The sequence below is a fragment of the Pseudomonas sp. 8209 genome (genome assembly GCF_028682105.1).
Taxonomy (GTDB): Bacteria; Pseudomonadota; Gammaproteobacteria; order Pseudomonadales; family Pseudomonadaceae; genus Aquipseudomonas; species Aquipseudomonas palmensis.
On sequence record NZ_JANIAH010000003.1, the window covers coordinates 226406 to 246139 of the forward strand.

A 19734-nucleotide genomic window follows, 5' to 3' on the forward strand; every position below is an offset into this window, starting at 1 on the left:
AGACTGTGCATGAAAACCCTCTGGCAGCACTGCCATGTGGCAAGCATGGCGCACGGCGCCTACTCGATCATCGAGGACGCGGCCATTGTCACCTGCGCCGGGCGCATCGAATGGATCGGCCCGCGCCAGGCGCTGGCAGGCCCTGTGCCTGACAGCACGGTCGACCTGGGCGGCGCCTGGGTCACCCCCGGGCTGATCGACTGCCACACCCACGCGGTGTTCGGCGGCAACCGCAGCGGCGAGTTCGAACAGCGCCTGCAAGGCGTGAGCTACGCCGAGATCGCCGCCCAGGGGGGTGGCATCGCCAGCACCGTGCGCGCCACCCGCGCCGCCAGCGAAGACGAGCTGTATGCCAGCGCCCTGCGCCGGGTGCAGGCCCTGATGCGCGATGGTGTGACCACCCTGGAGATCAAGTCCGGCTACGGCCTGGACCTGGACAACGAGCGCAAGATGCTCAAGGTGGCGCGCCGGCTCGGCGAAACGCTGCCGCTGACCGTGCGCAGCACCTGCCTGGCGGCGCATGCCTTGCCGCCCGAGTACGCCGAGCGCGCCGACGACTACATCACTCACATCTGCGAGCAGATGCTTCCGGCGCTGGCTGGCGAAGGGCTGGTGGACGCGGTGGATGCGTTCTGCGAATACCTGGCGTTTTCGCCGGCGCAGGTCGAGCGGGTGTTTCTCAAGGCCCGCGAGCTGGGCCTGCCGGTCAAGCTGCATGCCGAGCAGCTGTCGTCGCTGCACGGTTCGAGCCTGGCGGCGCGCTACCAGGCACTGTCGGCCGATCACCTGGAGTTCATGGACGAGGCCGATGCCATCGCCATGGCCCAGGCCGGTACGGTGGCGGTGCTGCTGCCGGGGGCGTTCTACTTCTTGCGCGAAACCCAGCTGCCGCCGATGGACGCGCTGCGCAGGCACGGCGTGAAGATCGCGATTGCCAGCGACCTCAACCCCGGCACCTCACCGGCCTTGTCGCTGCGCCTGATGCTGAACATGGCCTGCACCCTGTTTCGCATGACCCCCGAAGAAGCCCTGGCCGGTGTCACCGTGCATGCCGCCACGGCGTTGGGGCTGGGCGACAGCCATGGCTCGCTGGAGGTCGGCAAGGTGGCCGACTTCGTGGCCTGGGACATCGAACGGCCGGCAGACCTGGCCTACTGGCTGGGCGGCGACCTGCACAAGCGGGTGGTGCGCCACGGCGTTGAACTGACCGATAAAGGGGAGGCTGCATGGACAAGGTCGTGAGTTTTCACCAGGGTACGCTGCCGCTGCTGGTCAGCATTCCCCATGCCGGGCTCAGGCTGACCCCGGCGGTCGAGGCCGGGCTGGTGGACGAGGCCAGGGGCCTGCCGGACACCGACTGGCACATTCCCCGCCTGTACGCCTTTGCCCGTGAGCTGGGCGCCAGCGTGGTGGTGGGCGAGTATTCGCGCTTCGTCATCGACCTGAACCGGCCCGAGGATGACCAGCCACTGTATGCCGGCGCCACCACCGGGCTGTTCCCGGCCACGCTGTTCGAAGGGCAGTCGCTGTTCAAGGCGGGGCTGGAGCCGAGTGCGGCCGAGCGGGCGGGCTACCTGGAGGCCATCTGGCGGCCGTATCACGACACCCTCACCGGCGAGCTGGCGCGCCTGCGCGAGCAGTTCGGCTACGCGTTGCTGTGGGATGCACACTCGATCCGCTCGGTGATCCCTCACCTGTTCGACGGCACGTTGCCGGACTTCAACATCGGCACCTTCAATGGCGCGAGCTGCGACGCGGCGCTGGCCGAGCGGGTCAGGGCGGTGGCGGCCGGCGCGCAGGGCTACAGCCATGTGCTCAACGGGCGCTTCAAGGGCGGGCACATCACCCGTCACTATGGCGCCCCGGCCAACAACGTGCATGCGGTGCAGATGGAACTGGCGCAGTGCAACTACATGGAGGAGGTGGCGCCGTTCACCTACCGCGACGATCTGGCGCAGCCGACCCAGCGGGTGCTGGAGCAGATGCTGGTGGCGATGCTGGGGTGGGGGCGCGAGCGTTACCCGGCATAGGACCGCGGCGCTGCCTTCGCCGGCAAGGCCGGCTCCTGCAGACGGTTGCGAACCGGTAGGAGCCGGCCTTGCCGGCGAAGGGGCCCGAAAGCCGAACACAGGTACATGCTCAAAGCGCATTTCGGGTTTATGATGCCCAACGGCAGCCTATTTCCCCACACGGAGTGCGTAATGCAGACCTTGTACCCGCAGATCAAACCCTACGCCCGGCACGATCTGGCCGTGGAAGCACCGCATGTACTGTACGTCGATGAAAGCGGTTCCCCGGAAGGTCTGCCCGTGCTGTTCATTCATGGCGGCCCGGGCGCCGGCTGCGATGCGCAAAGCCGCTGCTATTTCGACCCCAACCTGTACCGCATCGTCACCTTCGACCAGCGCGGCTGCGGTCGCTCCACCCCGCACGCGAGCCTGGAAAACAACACCACCCAGGCCCTGATCGAAGACATCGAGCGTATCCGCGAGCACCTGAACATCGAAAAATGGGTGCTGTTCGGCGGTTCCTGGGGCTCGACCCTGGCCCTGGCCTACGCCCAGACCCACCCCGAGCGCGTGCACGGGCTGATCCTGCGCGGCATCTTCCTGTGCCGCCCGCAGGAAATCGAATGGTTCTACCAGGCAGGTGCCAGCCGACTGTTCCCCGACTACTGGCAGGATTACATCGCGCCGATCCCCGCCGACGAGCGCGACGACCTGGTCAAGGCCTTCCACAAGCGCCTTACCGGCAACGACCAGATCGCCCAGATGCATGCGGCCAAGGCCTGGTCCACCTGGGAGGGCCGCACCGCGACGCTGCGTCCCAACCCGCTGGTGGTCGACCGCTTCTCCGAGCCGCAACGCGCCCTGTCGATTGCCCGCATCGAATGCCACTACTTCATGAACAACGCGTTCCTGGAGCCCGACCAGCTGATCCGCGACATGCCGCGTATCGCCCACCTGCCGGCGGTGATCGTGCACGGTCGCTATGACGTGATCTGCCCGCTGGACAACGCCTGGGCGCTGCACCAGGCCTGGCCCAACAGCGAGCTGAAAGTGATTCGCGACGCCGGCCACGCCGCCTCCGAGCCCGGCATCACCGATGCCCTGGTGCGCGCCGCCGACCAGATGGCCCGGCGCCTGCTCGACCTGCCGCTGGAAGAAGCGTGAAGGGCCTGCTGCAACGCGCACGTGGCGCGCGGGTAGAGGTCGACGGCGAGATCGTCGGGTCCATCGACCAGGGCCTGCTGGTGCTGGTCGCCGTCGAGCCCGGCGACACCCCGGCCCACGCCGACAAGCTGCTGCACAAGCTGCTCAACTACCGGGTGTTCAGCGACCCCCAGGGCAAGATGAACCTGTCGCTCAAGGACATCGACGGCGGCCTGCTGCTGGTATCGCAGTTCACCCTGGCTGCCGACACCCAGAGCGGCCTGCGCCCGAGCTTTTCCACCGCCGCGCCACCGGCACTCGGTGCCGAACTGTTCGACTACCTGCTGGCCCAGGCGAGGCTCAAGCACCCCACAGTGGCGAGCGGGCGTTTCGGTGCGGACATGCAGGTTCACCTGGTCAATGATGGCCCTGTGACATTTATGCTACAAATATGAAGGTGAAAAGGCCGCTGCTTGCATGAAAACAGCGGCTTTTCAGCATAAATAGTTGCTTGGCCCTGATGCGTTGTAACGCGGCCTGCTGGATAATCGCGCGAAATGTGGGCCTGCGTTCGCAGGCCCGTTTTACTCTGACTTGAGCATCGTCCGGAACCGTTTGGGGAATCATTGTGCCCTTTCGGAGTCCGAACAGTGCTCGCCAACCCGGCATACGTCGCTGGCCGTTGGTTCTTTGATCTGTTTTCGGCGAGGGTTGCTCGTGATTGTAAGTCCCTGTAATGCACCAAGAACTTCCGCCAATCGGCTGCGCAAGGCCTTCGTGGCAGCCTCTGCACTGGTCTGCCTGCTCAGCGCGGGCCAGCTCTGGGCGTTCAACCTCGACGACGTGGCAGCCAAGGCCAAAGACCTGGCCGGGCAGAAGTACGAAGCACCCAAGAGCAACCTGCCGGCCGTGTTCCGTGACATGAAGTACGGCGACTACCAGAAGATCCGCTTCCTGCAGGACAAGGCCGAGTGGGCCCAGGACAAGACCCCGTTCAAGCTGTCGTTCTACCACCAGGGCATGCACTTCGACACGCCGGTACGCATCAACGAAGTCACCGCCAACAAGGTGCAGGAGATCAAGTACGACCCGAGCCGCTTCGACTTCGGCGACGTGCAGTTCGACCCCAAGGCCACCGACAAGCTCGGCTACGCCGGCTTTCGCGTGCTGTACCCGATCAACAAGGCCGACAAGCAGGATGAAATCATGACCCTGCTTGGCGCCAGCTATTTCCGCGTGGTCGGCAAGGGCCATGTGTATGGCCTGTCGGCCCGTGGCCTGGCCATCGACACCGCGCTGCCGTCGGGCGAGGAGTTCCCGCGCTTCACCGAGTTCTGGGTCGAGAAGCCCAAGCCGACCGACAAGCACCTGGTGATCTACGCGCTGCTCGATTCGCCGCGCTCCACCGGCGCCTACAAGCTGACCCTGCGCCCGGGCACCGACACCATCGTCGACGTCAAGTCCAGGGTGTACCTGCGTGACCACGTCAGCCGCCTGGGCATCGCCCCGCTGACCAGCATGTTCCTGTTCGGCGGCAACCAGCCGTCCAAGGTGCCCAACTACCGCCCTGCGCTGCACGACTCCGAAGGCCTGTCGATCCATGCGGCCAACGGCGAATGGCTGTGGCGCCCGCTCAACAACCCCAAGCACCTGGCCGTGAGCAACTTCAGCGTCGAGAACCCGCGTGGGTTCGGCCTGCTGCAGCGCCAGCGCGAGTTCAGCCAGTTCGAAGACCTCGACGACAACTACCAGAAGCGCCCGAGCGCCTGGATCGAGCCGAGCGGCGACTGGGGCAAGGGCACCGTCGACCTGGTCGAGATCCCGACCGCCGACGAGACCAACGACAACATCGTGGCCTTCTGGAGCCCGGAAAAACTGCCTGAGCCCGGTGTGGCATCCGAGTTCAACTACCGCCTGCACTGGACCATCGACGAGTCCGAGTTCCACTCGCCGAACCTGGGCTGGGTCAAGCAGACCCTGCGCTCCACCGGTGACGTCAAGCAGTCCAACCTGATCCGCCAGCCCGATGGCAGCATCGCGTTCCTGGTCGACTTCGAGGGCCCGGTGCTGGCCGCCCTGCCGGAAGATGCCAACGTGCGCAGCCAGGTGACCACCGACGACAACGCCGAAGTGGTCGAGAACAACCTGCGCTACAACCCCGAGATCAAGGGCTGGCGCCTGACCCTGCGCCTGAAGGTCAAAGACCCGAGCAAGGCCACCGAAATGCGCGCCGCGCTGCTGCGCGACGTGCCGGTCGAACAGCCCAAGCCGGCCAAGCCTGCCAAGCAGGACAAGGCCGCTGCCAAGCACGCCAAGCAGGAAAAACCTGCCCAGCCGCCAGCCGCCGATGCGGCGACCACCACCGGGACACCGGCCACCACCGAACAGGTGTTGACCGAGACCTGGAGCTATCAGTTGCCTGCCGATGAGTAACTCTTCACAAAGGCCGGAATCGCTTGGCGAGTACCTGGCCCATCTGCCCCTGAGCGACGAGCAGCGCGCCGAACTGGCCAGCTGCAATTCGTTCAGCGAGCTGCACCGACGCCTGTCGGCGCAGCCGCCGGTGGGTGAAAACGGTTCGGTACAGGGCTCGGTGGGCAGCCGCCTGACCCTGGACAGCGCCGCGGAACTGGAAGAGGCCGAGATGCTCGCCCTCGACGCCAGTGGCCGGGTGTGCCTGAAGGCCACCCCGCCGATCCACCGCACCCGGGTGATCCCCGAGCCATGGCGCACCAACATCCTGGTGCGCGCCTGGCGCCGGGTCACCGGACGTACCAACGCGCCGGCGCCTGAACAGCGCGAGCTGCCCAAGGCGCGCTGGCGCTGGGTGGGTTCGATGCGCCGCTACATCCTGCTGGCGTTGATGCTCGGCCAGACCGTGGTCGCCGGCTGGTACATGAAGGGCATCCTGCCGTACCAGGGCTGGTCGTTCGTCGACCTCGACGAAATCATGCACCAGTCGTTCATGCAGACCGTCACCCAGGTGTGGCCGTATGCGCTGCAGACCAGCATCCTGATCCTGTTCGGCATTCTGTTCTGCTGGGTGTCGGCCGGTTTCTGGACCGCGCTGATGGGCTTTCTGGAACTGCTCACCGGGCGTGACAAGTACCGGATTTCGGGCAGCAGCGCCGGCAACGAGCCGATCGAGGCCGGGGCGCGCACCGCACTGGTGATGCCGATCTGCAACGAAGACGTGGCCCGGGTGTTCGCCGGCCTACGTGCGACCTTCGAGTCGGTGGCGGCCACGGGCAACCTGGACCGCTTCGACTTCTTCGTGCTCAGCGACACCAACGACACCGACATCGCCGTGGCCGAACAGCAGGCCTGGCTGGACGTATGCCGTGAGGCCAAGGGCTTCGGGCGCATCTTCTACCGTCGCCGTCGTCGCCGGGTCAAACGCAAGAGCGGCAACCTCGACGACTTCTGCCGTCGCTGGGGCGCGGACTACCGCTACATGGTGGTACTCGACGCCGACAGCGTGATGAGCGGCGAATGCCTCACCAGCCTGGTGCGGCTGATGGAAGCCAACCCCGACGCCGGGATCATCCAGACCGCGCCCAAGGCGTCGGGCATGGATACCCTGTATGCGCGCATGCAGCAGTTCGCCACCCGGGTGTACGGCCCGCTGTTCACCGCCGGCCTGCACTTCTGGCAGCTGGGCGAATCGCACTACTGGGGCCACAACGCGATCATCCGCATGAAACCCTTCATCGAGCACTGCGCCCTGGCGCCGTTGCCGGGCAAGGGCGCCTTCGCTGGTGCGATCCTGTCCCACGACTTCGTCGAAGCCGCACTGATGCGCCGTGCCGGCTGGGGCGTGTGGATCGCCTATGACCTGCCGGGCAGCTATGAAGAGTTGCCGCCCAACCTGCTCGACGAGCTCAAGCGCGATCGGCGCTGGTGCCACGGCAACCTGATGAACTTCCGCCTGTTCCTGGTCAAGGGCATGCACCCGGTGCACCGTGCGGTGTTCCTCACCGGGGTGATGTCGTACCTGTCGGCGCCGCTGTGGTTCTTCTTCCTGGTGCTGTCGACCGCGCTGCTGGCGACCAACACCCTGATGGAGCCGCAGTACTTCCTCGAACCGCGTCAGCTCTACCCGCTGTGGCCGCAGTGGCACCCGGAAAAAGCCATCGCGCTGTTCTCCACCACCATCGTGCTGCTGTTCCTGCCCAAGCTGCTGAGCATCATCCTGATCTGGGCCAAGGGCGCCAAGGAGTTCGGCGGGCGCATCAAGGTCACCCTGTCGATGCTGCTGGAGATGCTGTTCTCCATGCTGCTGGCGCCGGTACGCATGATCTTCCACACCCGCTTCGTGCTGGCCGCGTTCCTGGGCTGGGCCGCGACCTGGAACTCGCCACAGCGTGACGACGACTCCACCCCGTGGAGCGAAGCGGTGCGCCGGCATGGCCCGCAGACCCTGCTGGGCGTGGCCTGGGCGCTGCTGGTGGCGTGGCTGAACCCAAGCTTTCTGTGGTGGCTGGTGCCGATCGTGGGCTCGCTGATGCTGTCGATCCCGGTGTCGGTGATTTCCAGCCGCACCAACCTGGGCCTGCGCGCCAAGGACGAGAAGCTGTTCCTGATCCCTGAGGAATACGCCACGCCGCAGGAGCTGCTGGCCACCGACCAGTACACCCACGAAAACCGCTGGCATGCGCTGAAGGACGGGTTTGTGCGGGCCGTGGTCGACCCGCAACAGAACGCCCTGGCCTGTGCCCTGGCGACCGCGCGCCATGGCGTGGCGGAGGTGGTCGAGCGCAACCGCGCCGAGCGCATCGCCAAGGCCCTGGAAGTCGGCCCGGCCGCGCTGGATGGCGCCACGCGCCTGGCGCTGCTCAGCGACCCGGTCGCCCTGGCACGGCTGCACAGCCGCGTGTGGGCCGAAGACAACCGCGCCTGGCTGGATGTGTGGCGTGAGTCGATTGCCAACGACCCGCACTCGCCGCTGTTGCCGCTGCACCCGCAGCACGAGGGGCAGGCCGCACTCGCCGGGGCCTGATCTGCGGGCCCCTTCGCCAGCAACGCTGGCTCCTACAGGTCATCCGTGCCGTTGTAGGAGCCGGCTTTGCCGGCGATGTTTCACTCCTTTTTCTGATACCAACAACGCCCCCCATGCGTTAGCATCCCCCCCGATAATAAAACTCGAAGTTTTCCTGCTGGGGGATCTGGTGATGATGAAAAAGTATCTGTCGATGCTGATGATCGGCGTCGCGGCACTGATGACGGTGAACGCTGCACAGGCAGCCGGCGCCATCGATGACGCGGTCAAGCGCGGCACCTTGCGCGTAGGCATGGACCCTACCTACATGCCGTTCCAGATGACCAACAAGCGTGGCGAGATCATCGGCTTCGAAGTCGATATCCTCAAGGCCATGGCCAAGTCCATGGGCGTCAAGCTGGAAACCGTCTCCACCGCCTACGACGGCATCATCCCGGCCCTGATGACCGACAAGTTCGACATGATCGGCAGCGGCATGACCCTGACCCAGGAGCGCAACCTCAAGCTCAACTTCAGCGAACCCTTCATCGTGGTCGGTCAGACCCTGCTGATCCGCAAGGAGCTGGCCGGCGAGATCAAGACCTACAAGGACCTGAACAACGAGAAGTACCGCCTGACCTCCAAGCTCGGCACCACCGGTGAAATGGTCGCCAAGAAGCTGATCGGCAAGGCCAAGTACCACGGCTACGACAACGAGCAGGAAGCGGTGATGGACGTGGTCAACGGCAAGGCCGACGCCTTCGTCTACGACGCCCCGTACAACGTGGTGGCAGTGAACAAGGCCGGCGCCGGCAAGCTGCTGTTCCTCGACGAGCCGTTCACCTTCGAACCGCTGGCCTTCGGCCTGAAGAAGGGCGACTACGACAGCCTGAACTTCATCAACAACTTCCTGCACCAGATCAAGCACGACGGCACCTACGATCGAATCCACGACAAGTGGTTCAAGGACACCGCCTGGCTGAAGGACATGGAATAAGGCCGCGGCCCCACGCCCGGTTCGAAACCCGACGCGCAGGCTGGCCCTGCGCGTTCGCTTTTACGGAAGTACCCCCGTGATCAAACACAAGAAAGCCCAGTGGCCCTGGCATGGGCTGACGGCGCTGGTCCTGATCGGCCTGGCGCTGAGCCTGTATTACGCAACCTCGGTGATCTCCTACGAGTGGCGCTGGAACCGTGTGCCGCAGTACTTTGCCTATCAGGCCGAAGTTGCCCAGCGCGCCGCCGAAAACGGCGTGATCGAGGCGATCGAGCGCAAGGGCGACATGGCCCGCGTCACCTTGCGTGACGAGAGCGGCGCCGAACAGGTGCTGAACGTCGAGCAGGCCAGCCTGCAGATGGACCGTGGCGACGACGTGGCCGAGGGCGACCTGATCGGCGTGACTCACCAGTGGGCCGCCGGGCCGCTGGCCTGGGGCCTGTTCACCACCTTGTGGATCTCGGTGGCGGCGGGGGTGCTGGGGTTGGTGATCGGCCTGTTCGCCGGCCTGTGCCGGCTGTCCAGCAACCCGACCCTGCGCGACCTGTCGACGGTGTATGTGGAGCTGGTGCGCGGCACGCCGCTGCTGGTGCAGATCTTCATCTTCTACTTCTTCATCGGCACCGTGCTCAACCTGTCCCGCGAGTTTGCCGGGGTGGCGGCACTGGCGCTGTTCACCGGCGCCTATGTCGCCGAGATCGTGCGCGCCGGGGTGCAGTCGATTGCCCGCGGCCAGGGCGAGGCGGCCCGTTCGCTGGGCCTGAGCGCCGGCCAGTCGATGCGCCACGTGGTATTGCCGCAGGCGTTCAAGCGCGTGCTGCCGCCGCTGGCCGGGCAGTTCATCAGCCTGGTCAAGGACACCTCGCTGGTGTCGGTGATCGCCATCACCGAACTGACCAAGAGTGGCCGCGAGGCGATCACCACCTCGTTCTCCACGTTCGAGATCTGGTTCTGCGTCGCCGGGCTCTACCTGCTGATCAACCTGCCGCTGTCGCATTTCGCCAGCCGGCTCGAGCGGAGGCTTGCGCAAAGTGATTGAAGTCCGTGACCTGGTAAAAGTCTTCGACACCCGTGGGCAGGTGGTGCGTGCGGTGGATCACGTCAGTACCGACGTGGCCAAGGGCGAAGTGCTGGTGGTGCTGGGCCCGTCGGGCTCGGGCAAATCGACCTTCCTGCGCTGCCTCAACGGCCTGGAAACCTTCGACGAGGGCACCGTGGCCATCGACGGCCTGCAACTGGCCGACCCGAAGACCGACGTGAATGCCTATCGGCGTGAAGTCGGCATGGTGTTCCAGCACTTCAACCTGTTCCCGCACATGACCGTGCTGGAGAACCTGTGCCTGGCGCAGAAGGTGGTGCGCAAGCGTGGCAAGGCCGAGCGTGAGGCCAAGGCGCGTGCGTTGCTGGAGAAGGTGGGCATTGCGCAGAAGGCCAACGAGTTTCCCTCGCGCCTGTCTGGTGGCCAGCAGCAGCGCGTGGCGATTGCCCGTGCGCTGGCGATGGAGCCGAAGGTGATGCTGTTCGACGAGCCGACCTCGGCGCTGGACCCGGAGATGGTTGGCGAGGTGCTGGACGTGATGAAGACCCTGGCCCTGGAAGGCATGACCATGGTCTGTGTGACCCACGAAATGGGCTTTGCCCGGGAAGTGGCGGACCGCGTGCTGTTCTTCGACCATGGCAAGTTGCTGGAAGATTCGCCACCGGAGGCGTTCTTCACTGCGCCGAAGGACCCACGAGCCCAGGCGTTCCTGCGCCAGGTGCTGTAACCGCAGCGTGGCCTTCGCCAGCAAGGCTGGCTCCTGCAGGGTTTCGCCGCACCTGCAGGAGCCAGCCTTGCTGGCGAAGAGGCCGTTACAGGCTGAACCGCCCGACCAACGTCTGCAACTGCCCCCCCAGTCGCGCCAGCTCCACGCTCGACGCCGCAGTCTGCTGGCTCGCCGTGGTCGTCTGATCGGCAATATCCCTCACCGTCATCACATTGCGGTTGATCTCCTCGGCCACCGAGCTCTGCTCTTCACTGGCCGTGGCGATCTGCTGGTTCATGCCCTGGATGCTCGACACTGTCTCGGTGATCTGCCCCAGCGCCGCGCCCGCCCGCCGGCTCAGTTCGACGCTGTCGCGGCTCAGGTCGCGGCTGCTGTCGAGCAGGTGCACCACCTGCGCCGTACCACTGTGCAGGTTGCCGATCAGCTCCTCGATCTCCTCGGTGGACTGCTGGGTACGCTGGGCCAGGCCGCGCACTTCATCGGCCACCACCGCAAAACCACGCCCGGCCTCGCCCGCCCGCGCTGCCTCGATGGCGGCATTGAGCGCCAGCAGGTTGGTCTGCGACGAAACCGACTTGATCACATCCAGGATGCTGCCGATACGCTCGCTCTCCTGCGCCAGCTGCTGCATGGCCAGGATCGACTCCTCCACCTGGCTGGCCAACTGCTCGATCTGCCCGATGGCGTCGTTGACCACCTGGTTGCCTTCGCGCGCCTGGCTGTCTGCGGCAGTGGCTGCCGCCGAGGCGAACTCGGCGTTGCGCGCCACCTCCAGTACCGTGGCGGCCATCTCGTTCATCGCGGTGGCCACCTGGTCGGTCTCGTCCTTCTGGTTGCCGGTCATCAGCTGGGTGCGCTCGGCGACACTCGATAGCTCGCCCACCGCAGCGGTCAACTGGCCGGTGCCCTGGCCGATGCCACCGATCAGCTCGCGCAGGCTCAGGGCCATCTGCTGCATGCTGTTCTGCAACTGCCCCAGCTCATCCTGGCGTGATACCCGCAGGTCGCTGCGCAGGTCGCCCTTGGCGATGCATTGCGCCGCTTGCAGGGTGCGTCTGAGCGGTTCGGTGATCTGGCGCGTGATCAGCCACGCGGCCAGGCTGCCGAGTACCAGCGCCAGCAAGGCGATGACGCTGAGCATGCTGCGTGCCTCGAGGGCTTCTTCGTCGCGCAGCTGGATCTGGTGTCGGGTCAGTACGCGACTGGCATCGCGCAGCTGGTTGCCCATGGTCTCCAGCCCGCCCTGAAGCTGCTCTACCGCAATGGCGGCCTGGCGGTAGCGGTCCAGCAACTGCACATAGCTGGCGAGCGCGGCGGTAGTGGCCTGCAGGTCGCTGGGCGGCAGGTTGCGCCTCAGATCGGCCAGGCTGGCCTGGGCGGCGCCGAGCGCGCTGGCACCCACCTGCTCGAAGGCACTCAGCGGGCTGAAGGTATAGGCCGGGGCGCGGCTTTGCTGGCCGGCGGTCTCGATGTGTCGTGCAAGCGTTGCGAACAGGCGCTGCTCCGAGGCCTGCCGTTCGCTGCCCTGGCGCTCGCCCAGCAGGGTCTTCTGCTCCAGCGTGTCGATGCCGTCGAGCAGGCGCTGCTCCTGTTCACGCAGGGCGGTTTCGTGCGTATGGCGCGTGCCGACGGCCTGCTGCAAGGTGTCGAAGTCGCGCACGAACTGGCCGACCACCTGCTGATTGGCCGTGATCACCTGGCGGTCGGCCGCATCGTCGAACTGCCCCAGCATGCTCTGCAGCAGGCGCTCCAGTTCGGTCAGGGTCGCGCTGATCCTGCGCCTGCTCTCGTCGTCCGCCAGCACCCGGTAGGTGATGCGCTCGGCACGCAGGTCCTTGCTCAGGTCGTTGATCGCGGCAATCTGGGTGAGGCGCTGCGAGCTGTCGATGGATTCGTTCAGTGCATGCCAGCCGCCCAGGGTGGTCGCCAGCGTCAGCAGCAGGACGCTGGCAAATCCCAGGGCCAGCTTGAGCCTGACGCTCAGGTTGCCAAGCATCCGGTACAAAGGTGCGAACATGACGGTTCTCCAGTGAAATGAGGGATGTAGCGCCTGGATAGGGTCGGGCGCAGCTACCTGTGCTCATCGGCCACTGGAGGCCAAGCTGGACCTGCAAATGCTGTAGGAAAATTCCCATCTTGCAGGCGGAAAATTCCACCTAGAGCTGGAAGCGCCCGACCAGCGCCTGCAATTGAACCCCCAGGCGTGCCAGCTCGATGCTGGAGGCCGCGGTCTCTTCGCTGGCGGCGCTGGTCTGGTCGGACACGTCGCGCACATTGATCACGCTGCGGTTGATTTCCTCGGCCACTGCACTTTGCTGTTCCGCCGCGGCCGCAATCTGCTGGTTCATTGCCTGGATCGACGACACCGTGGTGCTGATGGTGGCCAGCGAGGTGCCGGCGCGCCGGGTCAGCTCGACGCTGCTCAGGGTCAGCTCGCGGCTGTTGTCCAGAATCCCGGCGACCTCGGAGGTGCCGCGGTGCAGGCCGGCGATCAGGCCTTCGATCTCTTCGGTGGATTGCTGGGTGCGTCGGGCCAGGCCGCGTACCTCGTCGGCGACCACGGCGAAGCCGCGCCCGGCCTCGCCGGCGCGGGCGGCCTCGATGGCCGCGTTGAGCGCCAGCAGGTTGGTCTGCTGGGCTACCGACTTGATCACGTCGAGCACGCTGCCGATCTTGTCGCTTTCGGCCTTGAGCTGGGCCATGGCTTCGCCGGAGTGGTCGACCGCCGCCGCCAGGCGCTCGATCTCGTCGATGGCCTCGCTGACCACCCGATCGCCTTCGCCGGCCTGCTGGTCGGCCAGGGTGGCGGCCTCGCTGGCCTGCTCGGCATTGCGCGCCACATCCTGCACGGTAGCGGCCATTTCATGCATGGCAGTGGCCACCTGGTCGGTTTCGACCTTCTGCGTGCTGACCCCGCTGCTGGTCTGCTCGGTCACGGCCGAGAGCTGCTCGGCGGCGCTGGCGATCTGGGTCACGCCCTCGCCGATGCCACCGACCAGCTCGCGCAGGCTCACGGTCATGCGCTGCATCGCACGCTGCAGCTCGCCCAGCTCGTCGCGTCGCTCGGCCACCAGGGTCTGGCTCAGGTCGCCGCCGGCCACCCGTTCGACCAGGCGCAGGGTCTGCTGCAGGGGCGTGGTGATCTGGCGGGTGATCACCCACGCGGCCGCGATGCCCAGCAGCAGCGCAATGGCGATCGCCAGGCCCAGGTTGTAGCGTGCCTGCAGGGCCTGCTGGTCGACCAGCTCGGTCTGCGACTGGGTCAGCTCGTCGCTCACCGCCAGCAGGCTGTCGCCCAGCTGTGCCAGGTGCTGCAGGGCCGAGTCGCTGGCGCTGCGCGCCGCGCTGAAGTCGAGCACGGCGGCGCGGTAGTCGGCCAGTGCCCCCGCGGCGGCACGCAAGGTGTCGCGATAGGTGCTCGGTAGCCTGTCGGGCAGTGCGTCAAGCTGGCTGGCCGCCTGGTCGATGGCGGCCAGTGCCGGTGCCTCGAATTCGGCGCGGCCGCTGTAGGTGTAGCCGCGCAGGTGAAAGCGGGCCTGCTGGATCTGCTGGTCCACCGTCACCAGGCTGGCGTAGGCGCTGAAGTCGGCACGCTCGCGCAGGGCCTGCCCGACAGGCGCCAGCAGCGCCACCGCGCGTTCGGCGCTGCTGCCCATGGCGTCGCGTGCCTGCTGGCGCGCCTGCACCGTGGTCTGCAGCTCGGCGAAGGTGCGCCGGTACTGGTCGAGGGTGTTTTCCTGGCGTTGTACCCGGGCAAGGTTGGCCGGCACGTTGAGGCGCCGCTGCAGGTAGGCCAGGCGCTCGGCCACGTCGTCCAGCTCCTTGTCCATCTGCTGGCCGACGGCAGGCTCAAGGTTGCGCTCGTAGACCAGCCGCTGGTTGCGCACATCCTGGATCTCCTTGTTCACCGCCCCGATGTCGGTGAGCTTGTCACTGCGGTCGGCAAGGTCTTCCAGGGTAGTCCAGCCGATCAGGGCGATGCCCAGCGTCAGCAACAGAACCAGGGCAAAGCCCAGGGCCAGTTTCAGTTGAATGCTCAGGTTGCCCAGCATCCGATTCATCGTCACAAGCATGGTGGCTCTCCAGGTACGAGGTTCAGACGCACCCGTGGGTGCGCCAATGCGAACGCATCGGCTGGAGCGCCAAGGTCTGGACCTGCAAACGCTGTAGGACTTTTCGCTATTTGTTCGACGGCCACAGGGGGCCGGACACCGGCAGCGATCAGCGCCGCTGCCGGCAGGGCGGGGGGTTACAGGCTGAAGCGGGCGACCAGGGTCTGCAGGTGGGTGCCCAGGCGCGCCAGCTCGACGCTGGAGGCGGCGGTCTCTTCGCTGGCGGCGCTGGTCTGGTCGGACACATCGCGCACCGTCATCACGCTGCGGTTGATCTCTTCGGCCACTGCGCTCTGCTGCTCGGCAGCGGCGGCGATCTGCTGGTTCATGGCCTGGATCGAGGACACGGTGCGGGTAATGGTTTCCAGCGAGGTGCCGGCGCGGCGGGTCAGCTCGACGCTGCTGCCGGTCAGGCTGCGGCTGTTGTCCATCACCGTGGCGACCTGCTGGGTGCCGTTCTGCAGGCCGGCGATCAGCTCCTCGATCTCTTCGGTCGATTGCTGTGTGCGCTGGGCCAGGCTGCGCACTTCATCGGCAACCACCGCGAAACCGCGCCCGGCCTCACCGGCACGAGCGGCCTCGATGGCGGCGTTGAGGGCCAGCAGGTTGGTCTGCTGGGCCACCGACTTGATCACGTCGAGCACGCTGCCGATCTTGGCGCTTTCGGCCTTGAGCTGACCCATGGCTTCGCTGGAGTGTTCCACCTCGGCGGCCAGGCGCTCGATCTGGTCGATGGCCTCGCCCACCACGCGGTCGCCTTCGCGGGCCTGCTGGTCGGCCATCTGCGCCGCCTCCGAGGCCTCTTCGGCGTTGCGCGCCACTTCCTGTACGGTGGCGGCCATCTCGTTCATGGCCGTGGCCACCTGGTCGGTCTCGACCTTTTGATTGTTGACCCCGGCGCTGGTCTGCTCGGTGACGGCCGAGAGCTGCTCGGCGGCGCTGGCGATCTGGGTGACACCATCGCCGATACCGCCGATCAGCTGGCGCAGGTTCACGGTCATGCGCTGCATGCTGTGCTGCAACTGGCCGAGTTCGTCGCTGCGCTCCACGCGCAGGTCGTGGCGCAGGTCGCCGCTGGCGATGCGGTCCACGGCGCCGAGGGTGTGGCGCAGGGGCACGACGATCTGGCGGGTGATGGCCCACGAGGCGAGGATGCCGAAGAACAGCGCCAGCGCCGTGGCCAGGGCCAGCATCGACTGGGCGTGCTGCGATTCGTCGTCGCGCAGTTGTGTGAGGCTGCGGCTCATCTGCTGGCTCAGGTCGATCAGCAGCGTGCCCTGTTCGGCCATGTGCTGCAGGGCCGCGTCATTGGCGGCCTGGGACTGGCTGAACTGCTCCACCGCGTTGCGGTAGGTGGCCAGCGCCTGGGTGGCGGCGGCCAGGGCATCGGCATGCTCGGCCGGCACCTTGGCCGGCAGGCTGCGGATGACGCTCAGGGCCTGGTCGATGGCCTGCAGGGCGGTCTGCTGCAGTTCGGCCTGCCCGCTGAAGATGTAGCCACGCACGTGGAAGCGGGCCTGCAGCATCAGCGCCTTGGCCTGCACGGCGCTGTTGAAGGTCTGGATATCGCCGCCGTGCAGCAGCCCGCGCTCTACCTGATCCAGCGATGCGGCGGTCTTTTCCGCGCTGCTGCTCATGGTCGCACGGCTGGCCTCGCGGGCCTGGGCCGCCTGCTTGAGGTCGGCGAAGGCGCGCTGGTACTGGGCAACCGCCTCGTTCTGGCGTTGCAGGCGGTCGCCGTTTTCGCTGGGCGGTATGTGCTGTTCCACGTTCTTGAGCTGGCGATCCAGCTCTACCAGGGCGTTCTCTACCGCGTCGGCGCTGGCGGCATCGCGTTTGTGCTCATAGGTCTGGCGGGCGATGCGCAGGTCCTGGGTGATCTGGTGAATCCTGGAAATCTCGCCCAGGGTGTCGCCGCGCTGGGTGACACCGTTGAGCCCCTGCCAGCCGGTGAGTGCGATCAGCAGGGTCAGCAGCAACACGGTGCCGAAGCCGATGCCGAGTTTGAGCGTGACGCTAAAATTGCCCAGATGGTGGGCGAACCAACGGTACATGGGGTGACTCCATTGCGGTCAGGCGGGGGCGGATGCGTGGTCTGTGGCCAATGCATCGGCCTGGGGTCACAAAACTGAAGGTGTGTGTGAAAGGCGTCGCCGTCAAGGCCGGGTCCTACGCACAGCAGCGGACGCGGTGCTAGAACAACCGCGCCAGCAGGGCGGTGACCGCCGTCTCCACGCGCAGGATGCGCTCGCCCAGCTGTACCGGGTTCAGCCCGGCCTTGCCCAGCAGCTCGACCTCATACGGGATCCAGCCACCTTCCGGGCCGATCGCCAGGGTCACCGGCTCGGTCAATGCGCGCGGGCAGGGCGGGTGGTTGCCAGGGTGGCCGACCAGGCCCAGTGTACCCTCGGCAATCGCTGGCAGGCGATCTTCGACGAAGGGCTTGAAGCGCTTCTCGATCACCACCTCGGGCAGCACGGTGTCGCGCGCCTGCTCCAGGCCCAGCACCAGTTGCTCGCGTATCGCCGCAGGCTCCAGGAAGGGGGTTTGCCAGAAGCTCTTCTCGACCCGGTAACTGTTGACCAGGATGAGCTTGCCCACGCCCATGGTGGCCACGGTCTGGAACACCCGGCGCAGCATCTTCGGGCGCGGCAGGGCCAGCACCAGGGTCAGCGGCAGCTTGGCCGGCGGCGGCTGGGTGAACTCGACCGACAGTTCGGCTTCATGGCCCTCCAGGCGCAGCACCACGGCCTGCCCCATCAGCCCCCCCAGGCGTCCCACGCGCAGGGTGTCGCCCACCGCCACGCGGTGGATCTCCTGCATGTGGGTAAAGCGCCGGTCGCCCAGCACCACACGGTCGGCCGCGACGAAGTCGGCCTCCTCGAGCAGCAGCAGGTTCACGGCTGGGTGGCTGGCGGCTGGTCGTCAGGCTCGTCGGCCTGCACCGGGGCACTGCGCTTGCGGATCAGCCCGCCGAACAGCACGCCGACTTCGAACAGCAACCACATCGGCACGGCCAGCAGGGTCTGCGAGAAGATGTCCGGCGGGGTCAGCACCATGCCGACCACGAAGCAGCCGATGATGACGTAGGGGCGGATCTTCTTCAGGTACTTCACGTCGACCACGCCGATCCACACCAGCAGGATCACCGCCACCGGGATCTCGAAGGCCACGCCGAAGGCGAAGAACAGGGTCATGACGAAGTCGAGGTAGCTGGCGATGTCGGTCATCATCGACACGCCTTCGGGCGTGGCGCTGGCGAAGAAACCGAAGATCAGCGGGAATACCAGGAAGTACGCGAAGGCCATGCCGGCATAGAACAGGAAGATGCTCGACACCAGCAACGGCACTGCGATGCGTTTTTCATGGCGGTACAGGCCGGGGGCGATGAACCCCCAGATCTGGTGCAGGATCACCGGGATCGCCAGGAACAGCGAGACGATCATGGTCAGCTTGAATGGCGTGAGGAACGGCGAGGCCACGTCGGTGGCGATCATCGTGGCGTTGGCCGGCAGGTGGGCGCGCAACGGTGCCGAGACCAGGGTGTAGATCTGCTGGGCGAAGGCGAACAGGCCGGCGAAGATCACGAAGATGACCGCGACGCAGCGCAACAGGCGCGTGCGCAGCTCGGTAAGGTGCGAGACCAGCGGCATCGGCTGGTCGTTTTCCGGGATTTCGCTCATGGGGCTCGCGGCGGCTGTGTCGGTTCGGTGGGCGGTGCTGCTTCGACGGCAGGTGCAGGTGCAGGTGTCGGTGCAGTCACAGGTTCTGGTGCAGGCGCCGGCGCAGCCTCGGTGGCGGTGGCGGCTGGCTCCGCGCCGGGGGTGTGCGCCGGATCGGGCTGTACCGATTGCGGGTTGAGGATGCGCCGGGCTTCCTGCTCCATGGAGAGGATGTGCTCGTTGTGCAGCTGGCGCCGGATATCGTCGGCACCGATCTCGCGCTCCACCTCGTTCTTGATCGCGTTGAAGCTGCGTTTCAGTCGGCCGATCCACAGCCCGGCGGTACGTGCAGCGCCCGGCAGGCGCTCGGGGCCGAGCACCAGCAGGGCCACCAGGCCGACAAGCAACAACTCACTGAAGCTGATCCCGAACATGTGTTCACTCTTTCCTGGTCGGCTCTTCGACCTTGTGCGCCTGGCCATCGAAGGTCTGCGGCTGGTTCAGCGGTGCAGCGGCGGGCGGCGGGGTTGGCTGGGCAGGCTGTACGGTGGGCTGCTCCGGCTTGTCTTCCTCTTCGTTCATGGCCTTCTTGAAGCCCTTGATCGATTCGCCCAGGTCGCTGCCCAGGTTCTTCAGTTTCTTGGTACCGAACACCAGTACAACCACCACCAGCAGGACGATCCAGTGTTTCCAGTCAAAAATACCCATGGTGCAATCCTCGATTGAATTCGTTAGGCCGACGGCTGGCGGGCGGCCTTCTCGTCGTGCCCGGACAGGCCGAAGCGGCGGTCCAGTTCGTCCAGCACGGCCTGCGGGTGCTGGCCCAGGGCGGCGAGCATGACCATGCTATGGAACCACAGGTCGGCGGTCTCGTAGATGACATCGCTGCATTCGCCACTGACGGCGGCGTCCTTGGCGGCGATGATGGTCTCGACCGATTCCTCGCCGACCTTTTCCAGGATCTTGTTCAGGCCCTTGTGGTACAGGCTGGCCACGTACGAGGTGTCGGGGGCCGCGCCCTTGCGCGATTCGAGCACTTCGGCCAGGCGGATCAGGGTGTCGCTCAT

17 protein-coding genes and 1 pseudogene are annotated in these 19734 nt (G+C 66.3%); 9 read left to right on the forward strand and 9 right to left on the reverse strand.

Annotation, left to right across the window (positions count from 1 at the left end):
- Nucleotides 1-9 precede the first annotated feature (9 nt).
- From hutI to NP552_RS07860, 9 genes are all read left to right on the forward strand, one after another.
- Complete coding sequence (gene hutI, locus NP552_RS07820; RefSeq protein WP_058541645.1) at nt 10-1242, forward strand: imidazolonepropionase; 1233 nt, start codon at nt 10-12, stop codon at nt 1240-1242.
- A complete protein-coding gene (gene hutG / locus NP552_RS07825) occupies nt 1227-2030 on the forward strand; it encodes an N-formylglutamate deformylase (protein ID WP_274096617.1) in 804 nt (267 codons plus the stop codon). The genes hutI and hutG overlap by 16 nt, the downstream gene beginning before the upstream one ends.
- Nucleotides 2031-2201: 171 nt before the next feature.
- The gene (gene pip, locus NP552_RS07830; protein ID WP_058541644.1) at nt 2202-3173 is read left to right on the forward strand and encodes a prolyl aminopeptidase; all 972 of its coding nucleotides are present in this window, start codon (nt 2202-2204) and stop codon (nt 3171-3173) included.
- Complete coding sequence (gene dtd, locus NP552_RS07835) at nt 3170-3607, forward strand: D-aminoacyl-tRNA deacylase (protein WP_088514678.1); 438 nt, start codon at nt 3170-3172, stop codon at nt 3605-3607. The genes pip and dtd overlap by 4 nt, the downstream gene beginning before the upstream one ends.
- Before the next feature lie 262 nt (nt 3608-3869).
- Nucleotides 3870-5585 (forward strand): glucan biosynthesis protein G, encoded by a 1716-nt coding sequence (locus NP552_RS07840; protein ID WP_078479895.1) that lies wholly within the window; start codon nt 3870-3872, stop codon nt 5583-5585.
- A complete protein-coding gene (mdoH, locus tag NP552_RS07845; protein ID WP_043862171.1) occupies nt 5578-8151 on the forward strand; it encodes a glucans biosynthesis glucosyltransferase MdoH in 2574 nt (857 codons plus the stop codon). Before NP552_RS07840 ends, mdoH begins: the two co-directional genes overlap by 8 nt.
- Before the next feature lie 175 nt (nt 8152-8326).
- Nucleotides 8327-9127: a transporter substrate-binding domain-containing protein gene (locus NP552_RS07850; RefSeq protein WP_043862230.1), complete on the forward strand. Its 801-nt coding sequence runs from the start codon at nt 8327-8329 to the stop codon at nt 9125-9127.
- Nucleotides 9128-9203: 76 nt separating this feature from the next.
- Nucleotides 9204-10166 carry an amino acid ABC transporter permease gene (locus NP552_RS07855; RefSeq protein WP_043862170.1) on the forward strand — a complete coding sequence of 321 codons (963 nt, stop codon included), beginning with the start codon at nt 9204-9206 and terminating at the stop codon, nt 10164-10166.
- Nucleotides 10159-10893: an amino acid ABC transporter ATP-binding protein gene (locus NP552_RS07860; protein WP_043862229.1), complete on the forward strand. Its 735-nt coding sequence runs from the start codon at nt 10159-10161 to the stop codon at nt 10891-10893. Before NP552_RS07855 ends, NP552_RS07860 begins: the two co-directional genes overlap by 8 nt.
- Nucleotides 10894-10978: 85 nt before the next feature.
- Here NP552_RS07860 and NP552_RS07865 read toward each other — a convergent pair whose 3' ends face one another.
- The 9 genes and pseudogenes from NP552_RS07865 to NP552_RS07900 all read right to left on the reverse strand — a co-directional run bounded on the left by NP552_RS07865 (nt 10979) and on the right by NP552_RS07900 (nt 19734).
- Nucleotides 10979-12910 (reverse strand): methyl-accepting chemotaxis protein, encoded by a 1932-nt coding sequence (locus NP552_RS07865; protein WP_274096618.1) that lies wholly within the window; start codon nt 12908-12910, stop codon nt 10979-10981.
- Between the two features lie 139 nt (nt 12911-13049).
- The gene (locus tag NP552_RS07870) at nt 13050-14966 is read right to left on the reverse strand and encodes a methyl-accepting chemotaxis protein (RefSeq protein WP_274096619.1); all 1917 of its coding nucleotides are present in this window, start codon (nt 14964-14966) and stop codon (nt 13050-13052) included.
- A gap of 176 nt (nt 14967-15142) precedes the next feature.
- Complete coding sequence (locus NP552_RS26040) at nt 15143-16015, reverse strand: methyl-accepting chemotaxis protein (RefSeq protein WP_411269358.1); 873 nt, start codon at nt 16013-16015, stop codon at nt 15143-15145.
- Nucleotides 15998-17059 (reverse strand): annotated as a pseudogene (locus NP552_RS26045) (methyl-accepting chemotaxis protein); the annotation flags it as partial. The gene NP552_RS26040 and the pseudogene NP552_RS26045, both read right to left, overlap by 18 nt.
- A gap of 139 nt (nt 17060-17198) precedes the next feature.
- Complete coding sequence (locus tag NP552_RS07880; RefSeq protein ID WP_043862166.1) at nt 17199-17906, reverse strand: 16S rRNA (uracil(1498)-N(3))-methyltransferase; 708 nt, start codon at nt 17904-17906, stop codon at nt 17199-17201.
- The gene (gene tatC, locus NP552_RS07885) at nt 17903-18688 is read right to left on the reverse strand and encodes a twin-arginine translocase subunit TatC (protein WP_043862165.1); all 786 of its coding nucleotides are present in this window, start codon (nt 18686-18688) and stop codon (nt 17903-17905) included. Before tatC ends, NP552_RS07880 begins: the two co-directional genes overlap by 4 nt.
- Nucleotides 18685-19101, reverse strand: a complete 417-nt coding sequence (gene tatB, locus NP552_RS07890; protein WP_043862164.1) for a Sec-independent protein translocase protein TatB — start codon at nt 19099-19101, stop codon at nt 18685-18687. The genes tatC and tatB overlap by 4 nt, the downstream gene beginning before the upstream one ends.
- A 4-nt stretch (nt 19102-19105) precedes the next feature.
- The gene (locus tag NP552_RS07895) at nt 19106-19375 is read right to left on the reverse strand and encodes a twin-arginine translocase TatA/TatE family subunit (RefSeq protein ID WP_043862163.1); all 270 of its coding nucleotides are present in this window, start codon (nt 19373-19375) and stop codon (nt 19106-19108) included.
- Nucleotides 19376-19398: 23 nt separating this feature from the next.
- Nucleotides 19399-19734, reverse strand: a complete 336-nt coding sequence (locus NP552_RS07900; RefSeq protein WP_043862162.1) for a phosphoribosyl-ATP diphosphatase — start codon at nt 19732-19734, stop codon at nt 19399-19401.

Coding starts and splice junctions, on each gene's coding strand:
- hutI (WP_058541645.1), top strand. CDS start 10: ATGAAAACCCTCTGGCAGCACTGCCATGTGGCAAGCATGGCGCACGGC.
- hutG (WP_274096617.1), top strand. CDS start 1,227: ATGGACAAGGTCGTGAGTTTTCACCAGGGTACGCTGCCGCTGCTGGTC.
- pip (WP_058541644.1), top strand. CDS start 2,202: ATGCAGACCTTGTACCCGCAGATCAAACCCTACGCCCGGCACGATCTG.
- mdoH (WP_043862171.1), top strand. CDS start 5,578: ATGAGTAACTCTTCACAAAGGCCGGAATCGCTTGGCGAGTACCTGGCC.
- NP552_RS07850 (WP_043862230.1), top strand. CDS start 8,327: ATGAAAAAGTATCTGTCGATGCTGATGATCGGCGTCGCGGCACTGATG.
- NP552_RS07865 (WP_274096618.1), bottom strand. CDS start 12,910: ATGTTCGCACCTTTGTACCGGATGCTTGGCAACCTGAGCGTCAGGCTC.
- NP552_RS07870 (WP_274096619.1), bottom strand. CDS start 14,966: ATGCTTGTGACGATGAATCGGATGCTGGGCAACCTGAGCATTCAACTG.
- NP552_RS26040 (WP_411269358.1), bottom strand. CDS start 16,015: ATGCAGCGCATGACCGTGAACCTGCGCCAGCTGATCGGCGGTATCGGC.
- tatC (WP_043862165.1), bottom strand. CDS start 18,688: ATGAGCGAAATCCCGGAAAACGACCAGCCGATGCCGCTGGTCTCGCAC.
- tatB (WP_043862164.1), bottom strand. CDS start 19,101: ATGTTCGGGATCAGCTTCAGTGAGTTGTTGCTTGTCGGCCTGGTGGCC.
- NP552_RS07895 (WP_043862163.1), bottom strand. CDS start 19,375: ATGGGTATTTTTGACTGGAAACACTGGATCGTCCTGCTGGTGGTGGTT.
- NP552_RS07900 (WP_043862162.1), bottom strand. CDS start 19,734: ATGAGCGACACCCTGATCCGCCTGGCCGAAGTGCTCGAATCGCGCAAG.